The organism is Mucilaginibacter sp. Mucisp73 (assembly GCF_059491465.1).
This window is the reverse complement of sequence record NZ_CP168507.1, coordinates 3,919,965-3,938,290: the sequence shown is the minus strand read 5'-3', so window position 1 is coordinate 3,938,290 and position 18,326 is coordinate 3,919,965. Positions and strand designations below refer to the sequence as shown.

Annotated in this window: 15 protein-coding genes and 1 pseudogene; 13 read left to right on the top strand and 3 right to left on the bottom strand. The window is 45.4% G+C overall.

Annotated features, from left to right (window positions below; translation table 11 throughout):
* The first annotated feature begins 90 nt into the window (after window positions 1-90).
* The 6 genes from ACEN82_RS16350 (at window position 91) to ACEN82_RS16325 (ending at window position 8,107) form a co-directional block, all read left to right on the top strand.
* Window positions 91-627 (top strand): hypothetical protein, encoded by a 537-nt coding sequence (locus ACEN82_RS16350; protein ID WP_413318377.1) that lies wholly within the window; start codon window positions 91-93, stop codon window positions 625-627.
* A 186-nt stretch (window positions 628-813) separates the two neighbouring features.
* Window positions 814-2,124 (top strand): SWIM zinc finger family protein, encoded by a 1,311-nt coding sequence (locus tag ACEN82_RS16345; protein ID WP_413318379.1) that lies wholly within the window; start codon window positions 814-816, stop codon window positions 2,122-2,124.
* Entirely contained in the window at window positions 2,115-3,605 is a 1,491-nt protein-coding gene (locus ACEN82_RS16340) for a DUF5691 domain-containing protein (RefSeq protein ID WP_413318381.1), read from the top strand. The genes ACEN82_RS16345 and ACEN82_RS16340 overlap by 10 nt, the downstream gene beginning before the upstream one ends.
* Window positions 3,606-3,615: 10 nt before the next feature.
* A complete protein-coding gene (locus ACEN82_RS16335) occupies window positions 3,616-4,692 on the top strand; it encodes an ATP-binding protein (protein ID WP_413318383.1) in 1,077 nt (358 codons plus the stop codon).
* A gap of 18 nt (window positions 4,693-4,710) precedes the next feature.
* Window positions 4,711-6,975, top strand: coding sequence for a DUF5682 family protein (locus ACEN82_RS16330; protein WP_413318385.1), 2,265 nt, complete (start codon window positions 4,711-4,713; stop codon window positions 6,973-6,975).
* The gene (locus tag ACEN82_RS16325) at window positions 6,965-8,107 is read left to right on the top strand and encodes a VWA domain-containing protein (RefSeq protein ID WP_413318387.1); all 1,143 of its coding nucleotides are present in this window, start codon (window positions 6,965-6,967) and stop codon (window positions 8,105-8,107) included. The genes ACEN82_RS16330 and ACEN82_RS16325 overlap by 11 nt, the downstream gene beginning before the upstream one ends.
* A 111-nt stretch (window positions 8,108-8,218) precedes the next feature.
* Here ACEN82_RS16325 and ACEN82_RS16320 read toward each other — a convergent pair whose 3' ends face one another.
* Both ACEN82_RS16320 and ACEN82_RS16315 read right to left on the bottom strand, forming a co-directional pair.
* Window positions 8,219-8,668, bottom strand: coding sequence for a GH39 family glycosyl hydrolase (locus ACEN82_RS16320; RefSeq protein ID WP_413318389.1), 450 nt, complete (start codon window positions 8,666-8,668; stop codon window positions 8,219-8,221).
* Window positions 8,646-9,899: a GH39 family glycosyl hydrolase gene (locus ACEN82_RS16315; protein WP_413318391.1), complete on the bottom strand. Its 1,254-nt coding sequence runs from the start codon at window positions 9,897-9,899 to the stop codon at window positions 8,646-8,648. Before ACEN82_RS16315 ends, ACEN82_RS16320 begins: the two co-directional genes overlap by 23 nt.
* A gap of 262 nt (window positions 9,900-10,161) precedes the next feature.
* On the opposite strand from ACEN82_RS16315, the gene ACEN82_RS16310 reads away from it, so the two are divergent.
* From ACEN82_RS16310 to ACEN82_RS16295, 4 genes are all read left to right on the top strand, one after another.
* Complete coding sequence (locus tag ACEN82_RS16310) at window positions 10,162-10,968, top strand: phosphatase PAP2 family protein (RefSeq protein ID WP_495643985.1); 807 nt, start codon at window positions 10,162-10,164, stop codon at window positions 10,966-10,968.
* A gap of 130 nt (window positions 10,969-11,098) precedes the next feature.
* Entirely contained in the window at window positions 11,099-11,500 is a 402-nt protein-coding gene (locus ACEN82_RS16305; protein WP_413318395.1) for a BlaI/MecI/CopY family transcriptional regulator, read from the top strand.
* 15 nt (window positions 11,501-11,515) lie between these two features.
* Window positions 11,516-13,102: a M56 family metallopeptidase gene (locus ACEN82_RS16300; RefSeq protein ID WP_413318397.1), complete on the top strand. Its 1,587-nt coding sequence runs from the start codon at window positions 11,516-11,518 to the stop codon at window positions 13,100-13,102.
* Window positions 13,103-13,261: 159 nt separating this feature from the next.
* A complete protein-coding gene (locus ACEN82_RS16295) occupies window positions 13,262-14,152 on the top strand; it encodes a hypothetical protein (protein WP_413318399.1) in 891 nt (296 codons plus the stop codon).
* A gap of 140 nt (window positions 14,153-14,292) precedes the next feature.
* Here ACEN82_RS16295 and ACEN82_RS16290 read toward each other — a convergent pair whose 3' ends face one another.
* Entirely contained in the window at window positions 14,293-14,871 is a 579-nt protein-coding gene (locus ACEN82_RS16290; RefSeq protein WP_413318401.1) for a Crp/Fnr family transcriptional regulator, read from the bottom strand.
* Window positions 14,872-15,006: 135 nt separating this feature from the next.
* Between ACEN82_RS16290 and mgrA the strand changes: the two genes are divergently transcribed.
* The 3 genes and pseudogenes from mgrA (at window position 15,007) to ACEN82_RS16275 (ending at window position 18,020) form a co-directional block, all read left to right on the top strand.
* Complete coding sequence (gene mgrA, locus ACEN82_RS16285; RefSeq protein WP_413318403.1) at window positions 15,007-16,002, top strand: L-glyceraldehyde 3-phosphate reductase; 996 nt, start codon at window positions 15,007-15,009, stop codon at window positions 16,000-16,002.
* A gap of 218 nt (window positions 16,003-16,220) precedes the next feature.
* A pseudogene (locus ACEN82_RS16280) lies at window positions 16,221-16,930 on the top strand (RNA ligase family protein).
* Window positions 16,914-18,020, top strand: a complete 1,107-nt coding sequence (locus tag ACEN82_RS16275; RefSeq protein WP_413318405.1) for an AAA family ATPase — start codon at window positions 16,914-16,916, stop codon at window positions 18,018-18,020. The pseudogene ACEN82_RS16280 and the gene ACEN82_RS16275 overlap by 17 nt, the downstream one beginning before the upstream one ends.
* Window positions 18,021-18,326: the final 306 nt, after the last annotated feature.

Genomic DNA, 18,326 nt, shown 5'->3' with positions numbered 1-18,326 from the left:
GATATCTTACCGGTATAAAAAAAACTGCAACCCGAGGCAACGCCTTTGCTAAAATGGTAGTAATCATTATGTACACAAACATATTACTACATGAAATTACTATCAAAGCTAACAGCAGCGACCCTTGTGACAGGAGCACTGTTTTTTTCAAATACGGTAAAAGCGCAAACCACTCCTGCAAATGCGTTCCGTTTAGGTTTAGGAATTGAAACCGGCTTGCCTACAGGTGTAGCAAAAATTGGCACTACTTTTACCTTAGGTGGTACAGCCCGTTTACAATACGGTATAAGCAATAGTTTCGCGCTTACTTATACTATGGGCGGGTATCATTTTTTTCAGAAAGAAAATCCTGCTACGGGTAAACGCTATCCAAGCTATGGCGAAATTCCGATTAAATTTGGTTTCAAAGAGTTTTTTGTACCAAGTGTATATGTTGCCGGCGAAGCTGGTATCGCTTACGAAAAACTGGAGCATGGCTGGGGCCCGCACAGGCTTGATCTTTCGCCTGGTATAGGCTGGGCCAATAAAACCTGGGATGTAAGTGTACGCTATGAAAACTTTTCGGGCGCTAACCAGGATCATTTTGGTATGGTTGGCCTGCGTTTAGCCTACGGATTTGCTTTATAATTTCGCACTTAATGTAACTATTAACTAACAGGCCCCGACTCACCCGGGCACGTTAGGTTGGCTGACCCTCTTTCGGTTATTACCGGAAGAGGGTTTTTGTTTATTTTCGGGTTGACAGCTAATTATTTTATCCTGATTTTAGGAACGAGAAACCTAACCCGTTTTTTTTACTAAATATCACAAGTTTTGCAGCTAACAGAAGATCAGATATACGCTCTCGCACCTGATGAAGCTTCAAAAAAAGCAGGTCGTGATTTAGCTAACCCGACCAAATGGGTAAGCAAAGGGATTAGTGAAGAAGCCCTTTGGGGCGAATGCCAGGGCAGCGGCAGCAAACCTTACCAAACTCAGGTTGATCTTGGCGCTATTGCCTTTAAATGTTCATGTCCCAGTCGTAAATTTCCATGTAAGCATGGCTTAGGCTTAATGCTTTTATGTGCGAGGGACCCAGGCTTATTTGCCAAATCAACAATGCCTGCCTGGGTAAGCGACTGGATAAACAAACGAGCCGAAAAAGAAGAAAAAAAAGTTGAAAAGGCGGCCGAAAAACCTGTAGATGAAAACGCTCAGGCTAAACGTGTACAGGCACGTGAACAAAAAGTAAGCGCAGGGATAGCCGAGCTAATGGTTTGGATCAAGGATATTGTACGCGGCGGAATTTTAACCATCCCCGAAAAAACGCCGGCTTACTGGGATAATATGGCCCGCCGTATGGTTGATGCCCAGGCATCGGGATTGGCTGGTATGGTGAGGAACCTTGGTGCTACCAACTTTTGGAACGACGGCTGGCAAAGTGGCTTTATAGATAAATTAATCCAATTATATTTAGTTGCAGCGGGGTACAATAACATTCAAAATATTGACCCGGATTTGCAGCAGGATTTACGCACTGTCATAGGTTTCACCATCAACCAGGAAGAGCTGCGGGGGCAAACAGGTGTAAGGGATACCTGGCTTGTTATTGGAAAGGAAAGCCGCGATGAGCAGCAACTGACCATTGAGCAAAACTGGCTTTACGGTTTAAAAACCAACAGTTATGCGCTGGTGCTGCAATTTACGGTTAAAGGGCAATTCCCGCCACTTAACTTTTCGCCGGGAATGTACCTGGATGCTACCCTGGTGTATTTCCCGTCGGCCCTGCCGTATCGTGCTATCGTTAAGGATTATAATATCATAAGGCAAATCGATAACGTTAATATAAAAACATTTACAGGCTGGCAGCAAGTTGCCGGTTATGAAACTATACTAAACAGCCGTTTGCCATTTCGCAGTGAAATGCCCCTTGTTATAGCGTCGCTAACACCGGTTTTCTACCAAAAGCAATGGTGGCTACAGGATAGCGAAGGCTGCCTCTGCAAAATATCAGCAAGTTATACCAACATCTGGCAACTGATTGCCATAAGCGGAGGCGACCCGGTAAATATGGCCGTCATCGGTAGAGAAAATGAGTATCGCCCGATTGGCGTTTGGCATCAAAATAATTACAAATGTATCTGATGAAGGCCTGGGAAAGTATCATAAACACCGCAATGCTGGGTACTGATAAACCTACACCTGCTATTGCTGATTTGCCGGAAGAAGTAGCCCTGATCGCTAATGCGATAGAGGCCTCAGCAGGCTTAGATAAAGAAGAACGCTACCTGCAAAAAGCTGCTGTGATCTACAATTACAGGCAATCGGGTTTTATACCATTTCAAAAAAATGATCTGCCGGCTAATAAAGCGCTTGCAGAAACAAAACCGTACTGTTCACCCGAAGCTGCCGGGGTTTTGAACGCCATATTGGGCGAGGAGAACGATCAATTACTACAATTGTGGTTAATGCAATGCTGTAAATCAGGGCAATTACTAATGCCTGATGTGTTGCCTGTCGTATTTGAAAAAGCACAAAAGGAGATGGCATTGCGCAAAGCTGTTATTGAATGCAGTGGTAACAGGGGAGTTTGGCTTAGTAAAATGAACCCTGCGTGGAACTGGTTTCCTACTATAGCCGATGAGGAACTATGGCAAATGGGTACGCCAGCCCAGCGTTCAGAACTATTGAAAAGCTTAAGACTGAATGAGCCCGCCAAAGCTTTAGAATGGCTGCAGCAAACGTGGGAGCAGGAGAATGCAGCCGGTAAATTGGAATTGCTTAAAGCCATGAAGGTGAATAGTAATGCTAATGACCTGCCATGGTTGGAGGGTTTGCTCAACGAAAAAGGGCAAAAGGTTAAAGATGAAGCTTTGGCCCTGCTCAAAAGTATTTCTGGTTCGCCGGTTGTTAAACAGTATCAGCAGTTGCTGCGTGAATCTGTATCGCTAAAAAAAGAAAAGGCCTTATTAGGTTTAACTACTAAAACTTCCATCCAAATAAAACTTCCCGCCGTAGTTGACGAAAGCATCTACAGATCGGGCATCGAAAAATTATCGGGGCCTAAAAGTACGGTAACTGACGGAAACTATGTTATTTATCAGCTCATCAGCAGCGTGCCGCCGGCGTTTTGGGAAGATCAGTTTGAAGCAACGCCCATTCAGATAGTTGAATATTTTGAAAAATATGCACCTGCTATGGTACCGGCTTTGGCCAATGCGGTAGCAAAGTTTAGGCAAAAGAATTGGGTGCCGTTTTTTCTCGGGCAAAGTATGTTCTACCCGGATTTTGTTGAAATGCTAAGCGGCAGGGAACAGGAAAAATACCTGCTGAAAGCCTTGAGCAGTGATCCGCAAAATACAATTGCTCAGGCCATCCGCATTAGTGATGAATGGGGCACCGAGTTTGCGGTTTCGGCCTTGCTAAAAATGGCTAACTGGCCTTACGAATATAATCGTGGATTTTTTACCCGGTATATCAGCCTGATCCCTGTCGGAGCTTTGAAATATATCGAAAACATAACATCACAGCAGGTTAACCTCCAGCCAACCTGGGACAAAACCCGCAATCACTTAATTAATTTACTCAACTTAAAACAGCAAACGCTTAAAGCCTTTAACGCATAAAAACTTTAACATGTCACAGATATTACGTCAGCATGCAGAGCAATTATTTGCACACGAACTGGAAGAATTGAAAAAGCAGGACGGTGATAAGCGTCCGGCCAACTGGGTACTTTCTCCTCAATCGGTAGTAACCTACCTGGTTGGCGGAAAGCTGAAGAATGGCTTTGAGGTTTCGCCAAAATATATTGGCAACCGCCGCTTAATGGAAATAGCGGTAGCTACGCTCACAACAGATCGTGCCCTGCTATTATATGGTTTGCCCGGTACAGCAAAAAGCTGGGTGAGTGAACATTTGGCAGCGGCTGTAAGCGGCGATTCAACCATGATTATCCAGGGAACAGCCGGTACCAGTGAAGAGGCCATTCGCTACGGCTGGAACTATGCCCGCCTGATAGCACAAGGCCCATCGCCGGATGCGCTGGTAGAAACGCCTGTAATGCGCGGGATGAAAGATGGTAAAATAGTTCGTTTAGAAGAGCTTACCCGTATTGGCGCCGACGTGCAGGATACACTGATCACCATTCTTTCTGAAAAAATGCTGCCCGTGCCTGAGCTTAATATCGAAGTGCAGGCTGTTAAAGGTTTTAATATCATAGCCACAGCCAATAATCGTGATAAAGGTGTAAATGAATTATCAAGCGCGTTAAAGCGCCGTTTCAATACCGTTATCCTTCCCTTGCCTGATTCGGTGGAAGAGGAGATAGATATCGTACGCCGCCGGGTTGAAAGCTTTGAAAAAGTAATGGAACTGCCGGCCGAACCGCCGGCATTGCAGGAGATCCGCCGGATAGTGACCATCTTCCGTGAACTTCGTGCAGGCGTTACGCTTGATGGCAAAACCAAGATCAAAGTCCCGTCAGGTACCTTAAGTACTGCCGAAGCTATCTCCGTTGTGAACAGCGGTTTATCAATGGCTGCCTATTTTGGCGATGGGCAATTGAAAGCGGCTGATCTTGCCGCGGGCATCATCGGTTCGGTAATTAAAGACCCGGTGCAGGATAAACTGGTTTGGCAGGAATACCTGGAAACTGTAGTAAAACCACGTACCGATTGGGCCGACATTTACCGCGCCTGCCGCGATCTGTAATCAAAAAACCTTAAGCCAATGGCAGTACATATTTTAGGCATAAGGCACCACGGGCCGGGTTCGGCGCGTAACGTGAAAGCTTTTCTGGAAACGGTTAGGCCCGATATTGTTTTGGTTGAGGGGCCGCCGGAAGCTGATGCCATGCTGCAATGGGTAAACAACGAAGGTTTGAAACCACCCGTAGCGCTGCTTTGCTATCAGCCGGATGACCCCCAACGCTCAGTGTTTTATCCCTTTGCCGATTTCTCGCCCGAATGGCAGGCAATTCTTTATGCCCGCAGGCAAAATATCCATGTGCGTTTTATGGATCTCCCTGCCGGTAACCAGATGCTTGTTGAAAAGGAGCAAAAGGTTGCTGAACAACAACAAGAGCCGGATACAGATCAGATCAATAGCGAGGGACAAAGCCTTGAGCAACTCTATAAAAGTCCGATAAGTTACCTGGCAGATGCTGCCGGCTTTGCCGACGATGAAAAATGGTGGGAGCATACGTTTGAGTACCGCGATAATAACGATGAGGTTTTTGATGCGGTATCTGAAGCTATGCAGGCACTCCGCGAGAGTTTTCCCAAAAAGGACAAAAAGCTTGAACAGATGCGCGAAGCATACATGCGTCGCACTATCCGCCAGGCCGAAAAGGAGATGTTTCATACCATAGCCGTAATTTGTGGAGCATGGCACGCACCAGCTTTACAGGGAAAATCATCGCAAAAAGATGATAACGAAATACTGAAGGGGCTTCCAAAAGTAAAAACAGAGTGCACCTGGATTCCCTGGACTTTTAACCGTTTAAGCTTCCGTAGCGGCTACGGTGCCGGTATCAATTCGCCGGGGTGGTACAACCACATCTGGAACCATCCGCTTGATGATGGTACCTTGTGGATGGCCAAGGTGGCACAACTTTTCCGTAAGCAGCAGATGGATACCTCCGTTGCCCATATTATTGAAGCGGTAAGGTTGGCCGGTGCGCTCGCTTCATTGCGGGGTTTGCCCAAAGTAGGGTTAGAGGAACTGAATGAGGCCACGCTGAGCGTGCTTTGTAACGGCGAGAGCATTTTGCTAAAACTGGTACATGACGAATTAATAGTTGGCCACCAGATAGGCGAGGTGCCGGTTGAGATTCCCAAACCGCCGCTGCAACTCGATATTGAAAAACAACAAAAGAAATTAAGGCTGCCCGCAACAGCTGATTACAAAGATTATACACTCGACCTGAGGAAAGATACCGACCTGGAGCGGAGTATCTTCCTGCACCGCCTGCAATTATTGGGCATTAATTGGGGCAGGCAGCAATACAGCAGCGGTAGGGGTACTTTTAAAGAGCAATGGCGCCTGCAATGGGACCCCGGCTATTCGGTGGAGATTATTGAACGCGGCAATTTGGGCAATACCGTAGCTGAAGCGGCCGCGAATAGCGTCCTCAACCAGGCAAAAGAAGCAAAGGAACTGAAAGTTATAGGCGATCTGCTTGAAAAAACGATTCCGGCAGAATTGCCTGGAGCCATTGAAGCGTTGATTAGTCAGCTTAATAATCTGGCTGCGGCCTCTGCCGATGTTATCGAACTGATGGAAGTAGTGCCTGGCCTGATAACTGTGGCAAGGTATGGCAATGTACGCAAAACAGATGCCGAATTGGTGATCAGCATTATCAATAGCATTATTACCCGCGTTTGTATCAGTTTGCCCAATGCCTGTATCGCTATTGATGAAGATGCCTCTCAAAAGCTGCTGGAACTGTTTTTTAAACTGAACGATGGCATTAACCTATTGCAGGATACGGGCATAATTAACATGTGGCAGCAAACGCTGTTGACTATAGCAGCTAATAAAAACACCTCGGCGGTTATAGGAGGATATAGTACCCGTTTGCTGCATGACGCCCGTAAATTGGAGGGCGACCAACTGATGCAGTATTTCAGTTTTGCTATGTCATCGGCCACGGCCCCGGTCATCGCCGCAGCCTGGCTCGAAGGCTTTTTGAAAGGCAGCGGTACTTTATTGTTGCTTGATCAGGACCTTTGGCAAGTGATCGACAATTGGGTAGCCAGTCTTGCCGGTGAGGTTTTCATGCAAGTGCTGCCTTTACTGCGCCGCACCTTTGCCAATTTTACCAATCCTGAAAGGAGAAAGCTTGGCGAAAAGGCCAGATCCGGCGGTGGGACGGGGCATCAGCATACAAACATCAGCGCTAATTTTGATGCTGAAAGAGCTAAGCAAGGCTTGCCGGTTATTATGCAATTATTGGGTTTAACCATAAACATTAACGACACAAATGGAAATTGAACCGGAGCATTTGCGCAAATGGCGGTTAATACTGGGCGGTAATAAAAATGAAGGCACCGGATTTAGCCTTGATGATGCCGACCTTAAAGTTGACCGCACACTTGAAGCTTTATATGACAGCGACAGAACCGGAGGCCTCGGTGCATCATCACCGAATGTAAGCCGTTGGCTGGGGGATATCCGTACCTTCTTCCCATCAAGTGTAGTACAGGTAATGCAGCAGGATGCATTAAAGCGCCTGAACCTGACCCAAATGCTGTTTGAAAAGGAGATGTTGGAAAATGTAGAGCCAGATGTTCACCTGGTAGCAACTTTGATGACATTGAGCCGCGTTATTCCTGATAAAACAAAAGATACTGCGAGGCAGGTGGTACGTAAGGTTGTTGACCAACTGATAAAAAAGTTAGCCGAGCCCACACGTCAGGCCATAACCGGCAGTTTAAATCGTAGTGCCCGCAATACAAGGCCGCGGCATAATGAAATAAACTGGGGGGCAACTATTCTTAAAAACCTTAAGCATTATCAACCCGAATATCAAACCATTATTCCCGAAACGAGGATTGGTTACGGTCGTAAGCGTTCATCATTAAAAGATGTGATCCTCTGTCTTGACCAAAGCGGATCGATGGGTTCATCAGTGGTTTATTCGGGGATTTTTGGAAGCGTTATGGCTTCTATCCCAGCCATAAAAACTAAAATGGTGGTTTTTGATACGGCTGTAGCCGATTTAACCGAAGAGTTAACCGACCCGGTTGAGTTATTATTCGGCGTGCAATTAGGTGGTGGCACGGATATCAATGCAGCTTTAACCTATTGCCAGCAGATAGCTCCCCGGCCCACGGATACCGTGTTGGTGCTCATTACCGATCTTTACGAAGGAGGTAATGTTGCCGAAATGCGCCGTCGTGCGGTAGAACTGGTTGCGGCAGGTGTGCAATTGGTAGTATTGCTTGCTTTAAGCGATGACGGCTCTCCATCGTACGATCATGGCAATGCGCAGTTCCTGGCCGATATGGGTGTGCCCGTTTTTGCCTGTACACCCGATAAATTTCCTGATCTGATGGCCGCCGCGCTCACTAAACAGGATATTGGTATGTGGGCGGCCAGGGAAGACCTTATTATAAAAAAGTAAAGGATTGGCGATTTTACCGATACCCCACCCACCTATACGCTCGATACTTTATCAAAAGTATTACGGTTAGGCAGGCTGGAACAATTTCATAGTTTGATAGATGAGTTTATCTCACCAGCTAAGCTTTAAAAGAGCCACCCCTTGCCTTGGTAACAATACAGTGGCACCTGCCAGCCCTGATTTAGCCTGCAGCGTAACCTGTTTGCCGAACTGTTGTAATTGCCCTGCTTTTTCAAGTTCCTTAATTTGCGCAGCTGTAGGTTTTTGCGGTGAACCCATCTTTTTCCACACTTCGTAGGCATTGCTATGCTCATCATCTATGCGGTATTGAGTTAGTTTTACAAAGGTGGGAGGTAGGTTTTCTATCCTGATCTTTACGGTTTTCCCTGCATCGTGCAGGTCATCATCATGATAGTTCCACAGCAATACGGTCATTTCTTTTTTATCTGCGGCTGCCAAAGCACCGATATCTGTATTATTTCCCCTGATGCTTGAATCGGCCACGGTTTTAAGCGAATACATCTGGTCGCCGGTTACTTTAAGGCGTTTGCCTTTCATCATGCCCAGCATCCGGAAAAACGTTAAGTACCGGCTTATCAACTCCGTTTGTAGCCAAATCGCGGAAGCCATAAAACCAGGGCTGGTTTTCAAACTCGAACGACCAGGATACCGAGCCCATAAAGTTTACGCCCAATGAGTCGGCCAGTTGATACTCGCGGGCTATGGAAGCCGCAGTATAACTCGAATACATAGTACCATTACGGTACGCATTTGAGGGATTCGTAGCCATACCGCAGGCCGCGCAACCTTCCGGGTCCGATTCGCCTATTACTATCGGGGTGTTTTTAGTTTCGGGATATGATGCTACAATTTTAAAACCTTCCCTGATATCGCGGATCTGGGGCGCCATATTCATGCGTACCCGGCCATTGATCAGCGTAGGCTGCCCTTTTGCATGGAATGAGATTACATCAATAGGCGAACCTATTTTGCCTGTAGCATAGTTGGTGTCGGCAATGCAATGTTTAATAAATGCGTTCAGGAATTTCATTCCGCCAGGGCTCGAGCCGCCTGCAACTTCCGGTCCGCCGACGTGCGCGGTAGGCAGGGCGCGTTTTACACCATGGGCAGCATAATCGTATAGTTTAAAGAACTCTTTCATAGTACCTTTCCAGTAGCCTATGTTTGGTTCGTTCCACACTTCCCAGTACCAGCTTTCAACCTCGGCTTGGCCGTAGCGCTGTACGCAATGCTTTACCCATTGATAAACAAGCTCTTCCCATTTATTATAATCTTTGGGAGGGTAGGCCCATCCTGTGTAAACATCATCATAGTTATCGCCGGGTTTCCAGTAATGGCGATAAGGTTTGGGGTGGGTTGACAAGGCCTCAGGCATAAAACCTATCTGGGCATAAGGTTTCATACCCAGTTTAACGTAAGTGTCAAATATGCTGTCAACCAGGTGCCAGTTATAAATAGGTTTGCCGCTGGCATCCTCAGTATATGCATTGGTTGATCCCCACTTTAACGCGGCTGTACCATCGCCGGTGGTAAGCAGGTTGTGAACCCGCATGCGTACAGGTACAGGGCTCAAAGCTGCCAGTTCGGAAAGTAGTTTCCGGCCATCCTTCATGTAGGTATAGTTAGGCTCGTCGTGCCCAAACCATGCCCAAAAGGGGTACATATCGCCAATTTTATCATTTAGGCTGATGGTGATATTGGCCTGGTTCTGGGCAAAAATACGGCCGCTGATAAATAATAAAAGGAAGGAGATAAGTTTGATGGTCTTCATTCAGGTAGTTTGGTGATTTATAAGGAGTACAGATCAAACATAGGTAATTTTATTTATTGTAAAAAGAACAATTAAAATAAGGGACTGGCCTTTCAATCAATTTTAAATCACATACAACATATTGAATATTATTTACGTTAACAGCGTGTTAATTTATTGTTTACGCGCTTCAGAAATTCTACAGAATTAAATTGTATAATTGTGCTTACCAGCGCTTAATAAGGGGGATTCTTTGCAAAAGTTTAGGTTTTATTTTATTTCGATGCTATTGGCAGCATCATCTTCGCTGCCTGTTTATGCCCAGGTTAAGGATACATTACAAAAAGTTGCCGTAAAGAAGGATTCCCTGCAGAAAGACTCTGCAAGGAATATCCTGACATTGCCTGATACGGTTAAACACCTTCAAAGTAAGTTTCCCTCATACATACCGCCGGCGGCTTTTATTACTTATGGCCTGCTATCCTTAAAAGTAGGATTTATACGTAATATCGACTATCGTGTACGAAATGACATGAACAAGGATCATCCTGATTTTCACACTAAGGTTGATAACTACATGCAATACGCGCCTATCGTGTCTGTTTATGCGCTTAATCTGGCTGGTGTTCATGGTAAAAATACATTTATCGACCGTACTATGCTGCTCGTGCTTTCCGAAGCCATATTTGCCGGCACCACTTTTGGTTTAAAACGCGTAACCCACCGTGAGCGGCCCGATGGCTCTGATAAGTTTTCGTTCCCTTCAGGCCATACCGGTAACGCCTTTGTTTCTGCCGAGTTTATGGCGCAGGAGTACGGCGACCGCTCGCCCATATACGGCGGCGTTGGTTATGGCTTTGCTACCACTACAGCTATTTTGCGTGTATATAACAACAAGCATTGGTTTAGCGACATCATAGCAGGAGCCGGTTTTGGGATCCTGTCAACCAAAGCGGCTTATTACCTGTACCCGCTTATCCGTAATGGCGTATTCCGTGGGGGGAATGAGAAAGGGAAAAACAACAACTCCTTATTGTTGCCAACGTACCAGGACGGTAAGGTTGGATTAACCTTTGCCAAGAGTTTTTAAACGACTGATCTTATATTTATAATGTACAACCACCTTAGTATTAGGGTGGTTGTTTTTGTTTTAGAGGATTTTTTTAATAAAAAATTACTTAGCTATTGCAACGTACGTTTTTAATACATACCTTTGGTTTATGAGTTTGTTTAAAAAGGATATTACTGCTGATTTAACGCCAACCAAAACAGAAATGGACGTTTTGCGGGTGTTGTGGCAGTATGGCCCATCGACAGTGAGGTTTGTGCATGATAAGCTTAACGAGCAAAAGGAAGCGGTAATTTACACCAGCACCCTTAAGCTGATGCAGGTAATGAAAGAGAAGGGGATGCTTAATCGCGATGAAACCAATATGAAGCACATTTACACCGCCGCGGTTGAGGAAAGCAAGGTGAAAGGTAATATGCTTGGCCGTTTTGTTGATTCGATGTATAATGGTTCGCCGAGCGATTTGATGATAGCCCTGTTGGGTAACGACAAAACATCGGCCGAAGAACTCAGAAAAATAAAAGAGCTGCTCAAAAAAATGGACGATCAATAATTAAACTTTACAGATATGTACCTGCTCCTTAACACCAACACTATTTCCCACAGCCTGATACAGGCTTTTAGCTGGATGCTGATCCATTCACTATGGCAGGGGCTGTTGTTGTCGGTTATGAGCGCGGTGGTGATGTTCCTCACCAAAAAAGCAAGCGCGGCAGTAAGGTACAACCTGGTACTTGTACAGTTTTTATTGTTTGTGGGTGCTTGCCTGTTCACTTTTGTTTGGGAATGGAACAGGCAACCTGTAACTCCGGAGCTTGGCAATGCTATAGGTAACCGTGCATCGCAGCTATTAAACCTTAATGCTGACGGGATCCGGGCTTTTGCCAATACCTGTATCGGTTATTTTACAGCCAACGCACCAATGGTTGTGCTGCTGTGGTTTGTTTTTTTCCTGTTCCGGTCTGTACAGATGATGCGCGGGCTTATGTTTATCCATACCGCAAAACACAGGCAGGTATCCGAACCTGTTGGGTATTGGAAAAACAGGGTTGAGCTGCTTTGCGAAAAACTGCAATTGAAGCGGGCTGTTCGGCTGCTTGAATCGGGTTATGTAAAAATACCCATGGTTATCGGGCACCTAAAACCGGTAATCCTGATCCCGGCGGGTTTAGTGGCAGGGCTGCCGCCCGAACAGGTGGAAGCTGTACTGCTGCACGAACTGGCGCACATTCGCAGGCATGATTATTTCGTTAACTTTTTACAAACCATTGCCGAAACCGTATTTTTCTTTAATCCCGGCTTATTGTGGATCTCGTCCCTGCTTAGGGATGAGCGGGAAAACTGCTGTGATGATATCGCCCTCGCCCAAACAAAAAACAAACGCGATTTTATACAGGCATTGATCAGCTTTAAAGAACATTCGCTTTACGGTGCAAATTATGCGGTTGCATTTCCTGGTAAAAAGAACCAGTTGTTGCAAAGGGTAAGCCGTATCCTTGGTAATAAAAACAAAACGGTAACCCAGGGCGATAAAGCGTTTTTGATAAGCGGTGTTGTTATCCTTTCGGCAATAATAGCTACGGCGACTATCGCGCAGATCCGGGAAGTTAATAATCCCGGTAATGATAAAGCTTATGTGTATAAACAGGAACGGCATATCACACCATCTGCAGGTGTACAGCCGGTTGCACCCGTTAAATCTGTCGATAAACCAAAACAGCCAAAGCACAGAAACATTGCAGTAGCTCAGAAGCCTGTTGCTGCAAATGAAAATGTGATTATAGCTAATACTGAGCCGCGTTCTCCGCAGGAGCAGCTTGAAGCTGATGCGAAGCTCGCAAAACAACAGGCCGAAAAAGAAAGCCAGCAAGTTTCGGCCGATAAAACCGAATATAACCGCGGGCAGGAACAGGCCCGCCGGGATCAGGAACATGCCAAAGTAGACCAGGACCAGGCTCGTCGCGACCAGGAGCAGGCAAAACGTGATCAGGAACAAGCCATGCGGGATCAGGCGCAGGCTAAACTTGACCAGGAACAGGCCGAAAGGGACCAGGTACAAGCTAAGCGCGATCAGGAGCAGGCGCGCCGTGACCAGGCACAGGTAAGTAAACCCAAAACAGAACCTATAAAAAGCAAAGTAAGCGTTCAAAATTAAGCAGGTACATTTCTTATTTGGTTCGTAAAGCAGGAGTGCACCCCGTTTTATCGGCCGGACTATGCAGTAATTAGTCATATTAACAATCAATTTTTAACCTGTCCCTGGGCGGAAGGAAAATTTATTGCCCAAATTTTAAACTTTTAAATCGACAGAAAAATGAAAACCAATTATTTAAGAAGCGCGCTGTTGTTGATTGCGGCAACGGCATTAACAACTGCAGCAAATGCACAGAAGCCCGGAAAAAAAACGGCTTTCAACGCCTATAACAATTACGATACCTTTGATGGTAAGGGGCGCGAACGCATCCAAACTAACTGGAAGGGTAAAACCTACCAAATGGAGCTGGCAAACAACAAGCTGGTGGCCCTGGCAGTCGACGGTGAGATTATCCCATCAACCCAATGGAACGAATATAGTACGGTTATAGCAGCTATCCGCGAGCAGATCAGGAAAGACAGGATCCAGGCAAAAAAAGATCAGGCACAAGCTAAACGGGATCCGGAGCAAGCCGGTCATGATCAGCAGCAGGCTAAACGCGATCAGGAACAGGCCGAACGTGATCAGCGACAAGCAAAAGTTGAACAGGAAGAAGCCGAGCGCGACCAGCAACAAGCCAAACGCGACCAGGAGCAGGCATCTAAGGATCAGATACAGGCTAAACGCGACCAGGAGCAGGCTTCCCGCGATCAGGATCAAGCCAAACGTGATCAGGAACAGGCCAGCCGAGATCAGGTACAAGCTAAGCACGATCAGGAACAGGCTCATTTAGATCAGATCCAGGCCAAAAAAGATCAGGAACGCGCCGCCGAAGATCAACGGCTGCTAAAACAGATGACAGGTGATTTGGTAGCTGATCATATTATTCCTAATGAAGATGCCCTGCGTGAACTTTCAATGAATGGCGAAGAAATGATCATAAACGGAGTGAAGCAACCTGAGAGTGTATTTAAGAAATACAGTTCAAAATATCCGCGCTTTGCCCAAGGCAATACCAGTTATGAAAATGGCAAACGGCAGTTTAACGGCTTGCATATTCATAGGAATTAAGTATAATATGCAAATGCTATAACTTTTAAATAGTTAACGGCAAACAAGGCGTCATTGCTGCGACGTACAAAGCAATGACGCCTTTATATTAAATGCGTTAGTTAAGTTATTGAAGAGTAAAGCTAAGGTCAGCTCGCCAGTTACTTCTTCAAATTCCTCGCCCTCAGTTTACTCAAAAACTCGGGCGAGATCCCCAAATACGAAGCTATATAATGCTGTGGCACCCTTTGCGGGATGCTGGGGTAACGATTAATAAACTCCAGGTATTTTTCCATAGCGGTGGTTGCCATGGTTTTAAATAACCGTTTTTGAACTACGGTAAGATGCCTTTGCAGCATGAGCCTGAACATGCGTTCCAGTTTGGGAACTTCGTTAAGCAGCTTTTCTTTTGAGTCGCGGGTAAGGATGAGCAGTTCGCAATCTTCCAATGTTTCAATATTCATGTGGGCAGGGCTTTGATCCTGGAAACTGGCCAGATCGCTCACCCACCAGTCTTCAATGGCAAATTGCAGGGTTACCTGTGCGCCGTTCTCATCAATGATATATTCGCGGATGCAGCCTTTGTTTATGTAGGCTTCAAAATTGCAGATGTTGCCGGCAGTAAGCAGGCGGGTTTTTTTAGGGATTTTCCGATATTCCAATATCTCATTAAAAAGGGCTGTTTCCTCTGCAGTTAAACTAACCGACCGTGCCGCGTAATTATTGATATTTTGAAACATGGCTCAAATATAAGCGCGGTTAGGGTTACAACCGCAAACATCAGACCGCTAAATAATTTCATTTCTTGTCCCAGTTCAATGGATTTTTAAGATAGATAAGTCAATTTTGCCTCATACAATTCTTATTGATCAAATATGACCTATCTACCCAATCAAAACCGTTACCAGGATATGGAGTACCGCCGTTGCGGTAACAGTGGTTTGAAACTGCCGGCAGTATCGCTTGGCTTATGGCATAACTTCGGCGGTATCGACAGCCTGGAGAATGCCCGTAACATTTTACGTTTAGCCTTTGATAAAGGCATTACCCATTTTGACCTGGCAAATAACTACGGCCCCCCGCCGGGCTCGGCCGAGGAAACTTTTGGTCGTATTTTTAAAGATGATTTCAAAAACTATCGCGATGAACTCATTATTTCAAGTAAAGCCGGCTGGGGAATGTGGCCTGGCCCTTATGGCGACTGGGGCTCAAAAAAATATTTGGTAGCCAGTTTGGATCAAAGCCTGAAACGGATGGGTTTGGATTATGTGGACATTTTCTATCATCACCGTCCTGACCCTGAAACTCCTATCGAAGAAACCATGGGCGCGTTGGATCTGATAGTACGTCAGGGCAAAGCTTTATATGTTGGGATCTCAAGCTACAGCGCCTCCGAAACAGAAAAAGCCATCGCGGTGTTGAAAGAACTTGGTACACCATGCCTCATCCATCAGCCTAAATATTCCATGTTCGACAGGTGGGTTGAAGGTGGTTTGCTTGATGTGCTGGAAGATAAAGGTGTTGGCTGTATTCCGTTTTCGCCACTTGCCCAGGGTTTATTAACCAATAAATACCTGAAAGGTATCCCCGAAGGCTCACGGGCTGCTGCCCACCGCGGCAACGGCGCCATTGACGAAGATGCCATAACCGAACAAAACATAGTCAAAGCCGCAAAACTGAATGAAATTGCCCAGCAGCGTGGTCAAAACCTGGCGCAAATGGCACTGTCATGGATCCTGAAAGATAAACGCGTTACCTCGGTATTGATAGGCGCAAGTAAACCTGAGCAGGTTACTGACTCTATCGGTTGTTTAACCAATACTTCATTTAGTGATGAAGAGCTGAAGCTGATTAACCAGATACTGGCATAAGACTACCAACTTCGATATAGCGTAGTCATTTGTTGTCAGCCTTCGGTGTAAACCGGAGGCTTTTTTTTTACCAGTCAGTTTATTACCTTTGCGCCAGTAATAACAAAAACTCTCAAAAATTTGAGCCATGTAATCTCATTAGCATAAACGTTTAATGAGCTTCCCCATCCCAGGGGAGGAGGTGAATTTCTATTTCTTTTAATTAAAAATTTTACAACATGGCTATATCAAAAAAATATGGTCGTACGTATCATTATCCGTTTTCGCCGGGCACAACCAGCGATGACAGGATACAGCACGACTATTGGCAACATATACAAAAAATATCCACACTTATCCATACTGAAAAACTGGATGGAGAGAATAACTGCCTGTCGCGGTACGGCGTTTTCGCGCGTTCGCACGCTGCGCCAACGACCTCTGCCTGGACGGAGAGCATTCGTAGGTTTTGGCAGTTGATCAAAAATGACTTGGGTGATCTGGAGATCTTCCTTGAAAATCTCTACGCAATTCATCCATTGAATACCGGAACCTCGAACATCATTTTTATGTGTTCGGGATCCGCGAGCATGACCGTTGGTTAAGCTGGGAAGAAACTAAATTTTATGCGGCAATGATCGGTCTGCCGACGGTGCCTGAACTGGGAAATGTTTATCTACCTGTTGATCAGTTGAGATTTGAACAGGATGTTTTGACATTGACTAAAAGCAGGGGTACTTTTGAACCCCATGATGCGGGGGACGGAAAGCCTGCAACTATTGAAGGGATTGTATCCCGCAATGCGGACAGTTATGCGATAGATGATTTTGCGCGTAATGTATTTAAATATGTAAGGAAAGGGCGCGTTAAAACCAACCAGCACTGGACACGCAGCTGGAAACGTGCGCCATTAAAAAACGAAGGAGGTACCTATGTGGACCATTACTGAAAATAAAAACTGGACATATCTTGAAACCCATTTTGATTGGGTGGGACGGATGGAAAGTGTACCGCAGGATACAATATATCATGAGGAGGGTAACGTTGCAATTCACACCAAAATGGTGATTGAAGCATTAGTTGATCAGCCCGCTTATCAGCAGTTACCTGTACAGGAACAGGAAATACTCTGGGCAGCAGCTTTGCTGCATGATGTTGAAAAATACAGTACTACTGTAATTGAACCAGACGGCAGGATTACCTCAAACGGTCATGCTCGAAAAGGTGCAATGACTGCCCGGCAGATATTATACAGAGAAATAGCGACACCATTTTCAATACGTGAGCAGATTGTTGGGCTGGTGCGCTATCACGGCTTGCCGCTTTGGGTTTTTGAAAAGCCCGATCCGGCAAAGGCTCTCATTATGGCAAGTATAGAAGTTAATACTCAATGGCTGGCCTTGCTTGCCCGTGCCGATGTATTGGGGAGAATCTGTACCGATCAGGATGAAATGCTTTATAAAATAGATTGTTTTGAAGCTTTTTGCCGGGAGCAAAACTGCTGGGCTGTTGCCCGTAACTTTGCAACGGACGAAGCCAAAATGTATTACATGCAGCACGAAGATGCTTACTCGGATTACGTGCCGTTTGAACAGCCAGCTGCCGAAGTAATATTAATGAGCGGTCTGCCGGGGGCTGGTAAAAATACCTATATCCAAAAGCACTACCCGGATCTGCCGGTTGTGTCGCTTGATGATATCCGTGTGGCACGTGGTATCTCGCCTACAGATAAAAGTGGTAATGGCACCGTGATACAGGAAGCAAAAGAACAGGCGCGTACGTTTTTGAGAAAGCAAAAAAGCTTTATCTGGAATGCTACCAACATTACCCGGGAAATGCGTTTACAATTAATTGAATTATTTATCACTTATGAAGCCAGGGTAAAGATTATTTATGTAGAAGTGCCCTACGCCGGATTGCTCAAACAAAACAGGAACCGCGAAGCAGCCATACCGGATGTTGTGTTGGAAAGGCTGATTGACAAGCTGGAAATCCCGGTGTTGTGGGAGGCACATGAAGTGATTTATCAATTAGCCTAAGTAGTTAGAAAAGCGCTGCCAATTATGGTGGCGCTTTTTTTGTCAAAATCAGTATTGCTTCTTTAAGACAAAAAAGTTTAAGTTTTATTCGTAACTGTCTTTAAAATTTGCCCTCAGTTTTAATTCAAGAATTGTATCAGTTTTATAAGTCGAAAGCAGAGGCTTGGTTTACTTTATTATTGTTTAAATGACAATTAAAATATTGTATTTTAGAACTCATTAAACTTTCAAAGACCCTCGCATGTTGCTTTGTTTGATTAAGAAGAATTTTTATTGACACGGATGCTTTGTGATAAATAAAACAAT

Coding starts and splice junctions, on each gene's coding strand:
- ACEN82_RS16350 (WP_413318377.1), top strand. CDS start 91: ATGAAATTACTATCAAAGCTAACAGCAGCGACCCTTGTGACAGGAGCA.
- ACEN82_RS16340 (WP_413318381.1), top strand. CDS start 2,115: ATGTATCTGATGAAGGCCTGGGAAAGTATCATAAACACCGCAATGCTG.
- ACEN82_RS16335 (WP_413318383.1), top strand. CDS start 3,616: ATGTCACAGATATTACGTCAGCATGCAGAGCAATTATTTGCACACGAA.
- ACEN82_RS16330 (WP_413318385.1), top strand. CDS start 4,711: ATGGCAGTACATATTTTAGGCATAAGGCACCACGGGCCGGGTTCGGCG.
- ACEN82_RS16325 (WP_413318387.1), top strand. CDS start 6,965: ATGGAAATTGAACCGGAGCATTTGCGCAAATGGCGGTTAATACTGGGC.
- ACEN82_RS16320 (WP_413318389.1), bottom strand. CDS start 8,668: ATGATGAAAGGCAAACGCCTTAAAGTAACCGGCGACCAGATGTATTCG.
- ACEN82_RS16315 (WP_413318391.1), bottom strand. CDS start 9,899: ATGAAGACCATCAAACTTATCTCCTTCCTTTTATTATTTATCAGCGGC.
- ACEN82_RS16310 (WP_495643985.1), top strand. CDS start 10,162: ATGCTATTGGCAGCATCATCTTCGCTGCCTGTTTATGCCCAGGTTAAG.
- ACEN82_RS16305 (WP_413318395.1), top strand. CDS start 11,099: ATGAGTTTGTTTAAAAAGGATATTACTGCTGATTTAACGCCAACCAAA.
- ACEN82_RS16300 (WP_413318397.1), top strand. CDS start 11,516: ATGTACCTGCTCCTTAACACCAACACTATTTCCCACAGCCTGATACAG.
- ACEN82_RS16295 (WP_413318399.1), top strand. CDS start 13,262: ATGAAAACCAATTATTTAAGAAGCGCGCTGTTGTTGATTGCGGCAACG.
- ACEN82_RS16290 (WP_413318401.1), bottom strand. CDS start 14,871: ATGTTTCAAAATATCAATAATTACGCGGCACGGTCGGTTAGTTTAACT.
- mgrA (WP_413318403.1), top strand. CDS start 15,007: ATGACCTATCTACCCAATCAAAACCGTTACCAGGATATGGAGTACCGC.
- ACEN82_RS16275 (WP_413318405.1), top strand. CDS start 16,914: ATGTGGACCATTACTGAAAATAAAAACTGGACATATCTTGAAACCCAT.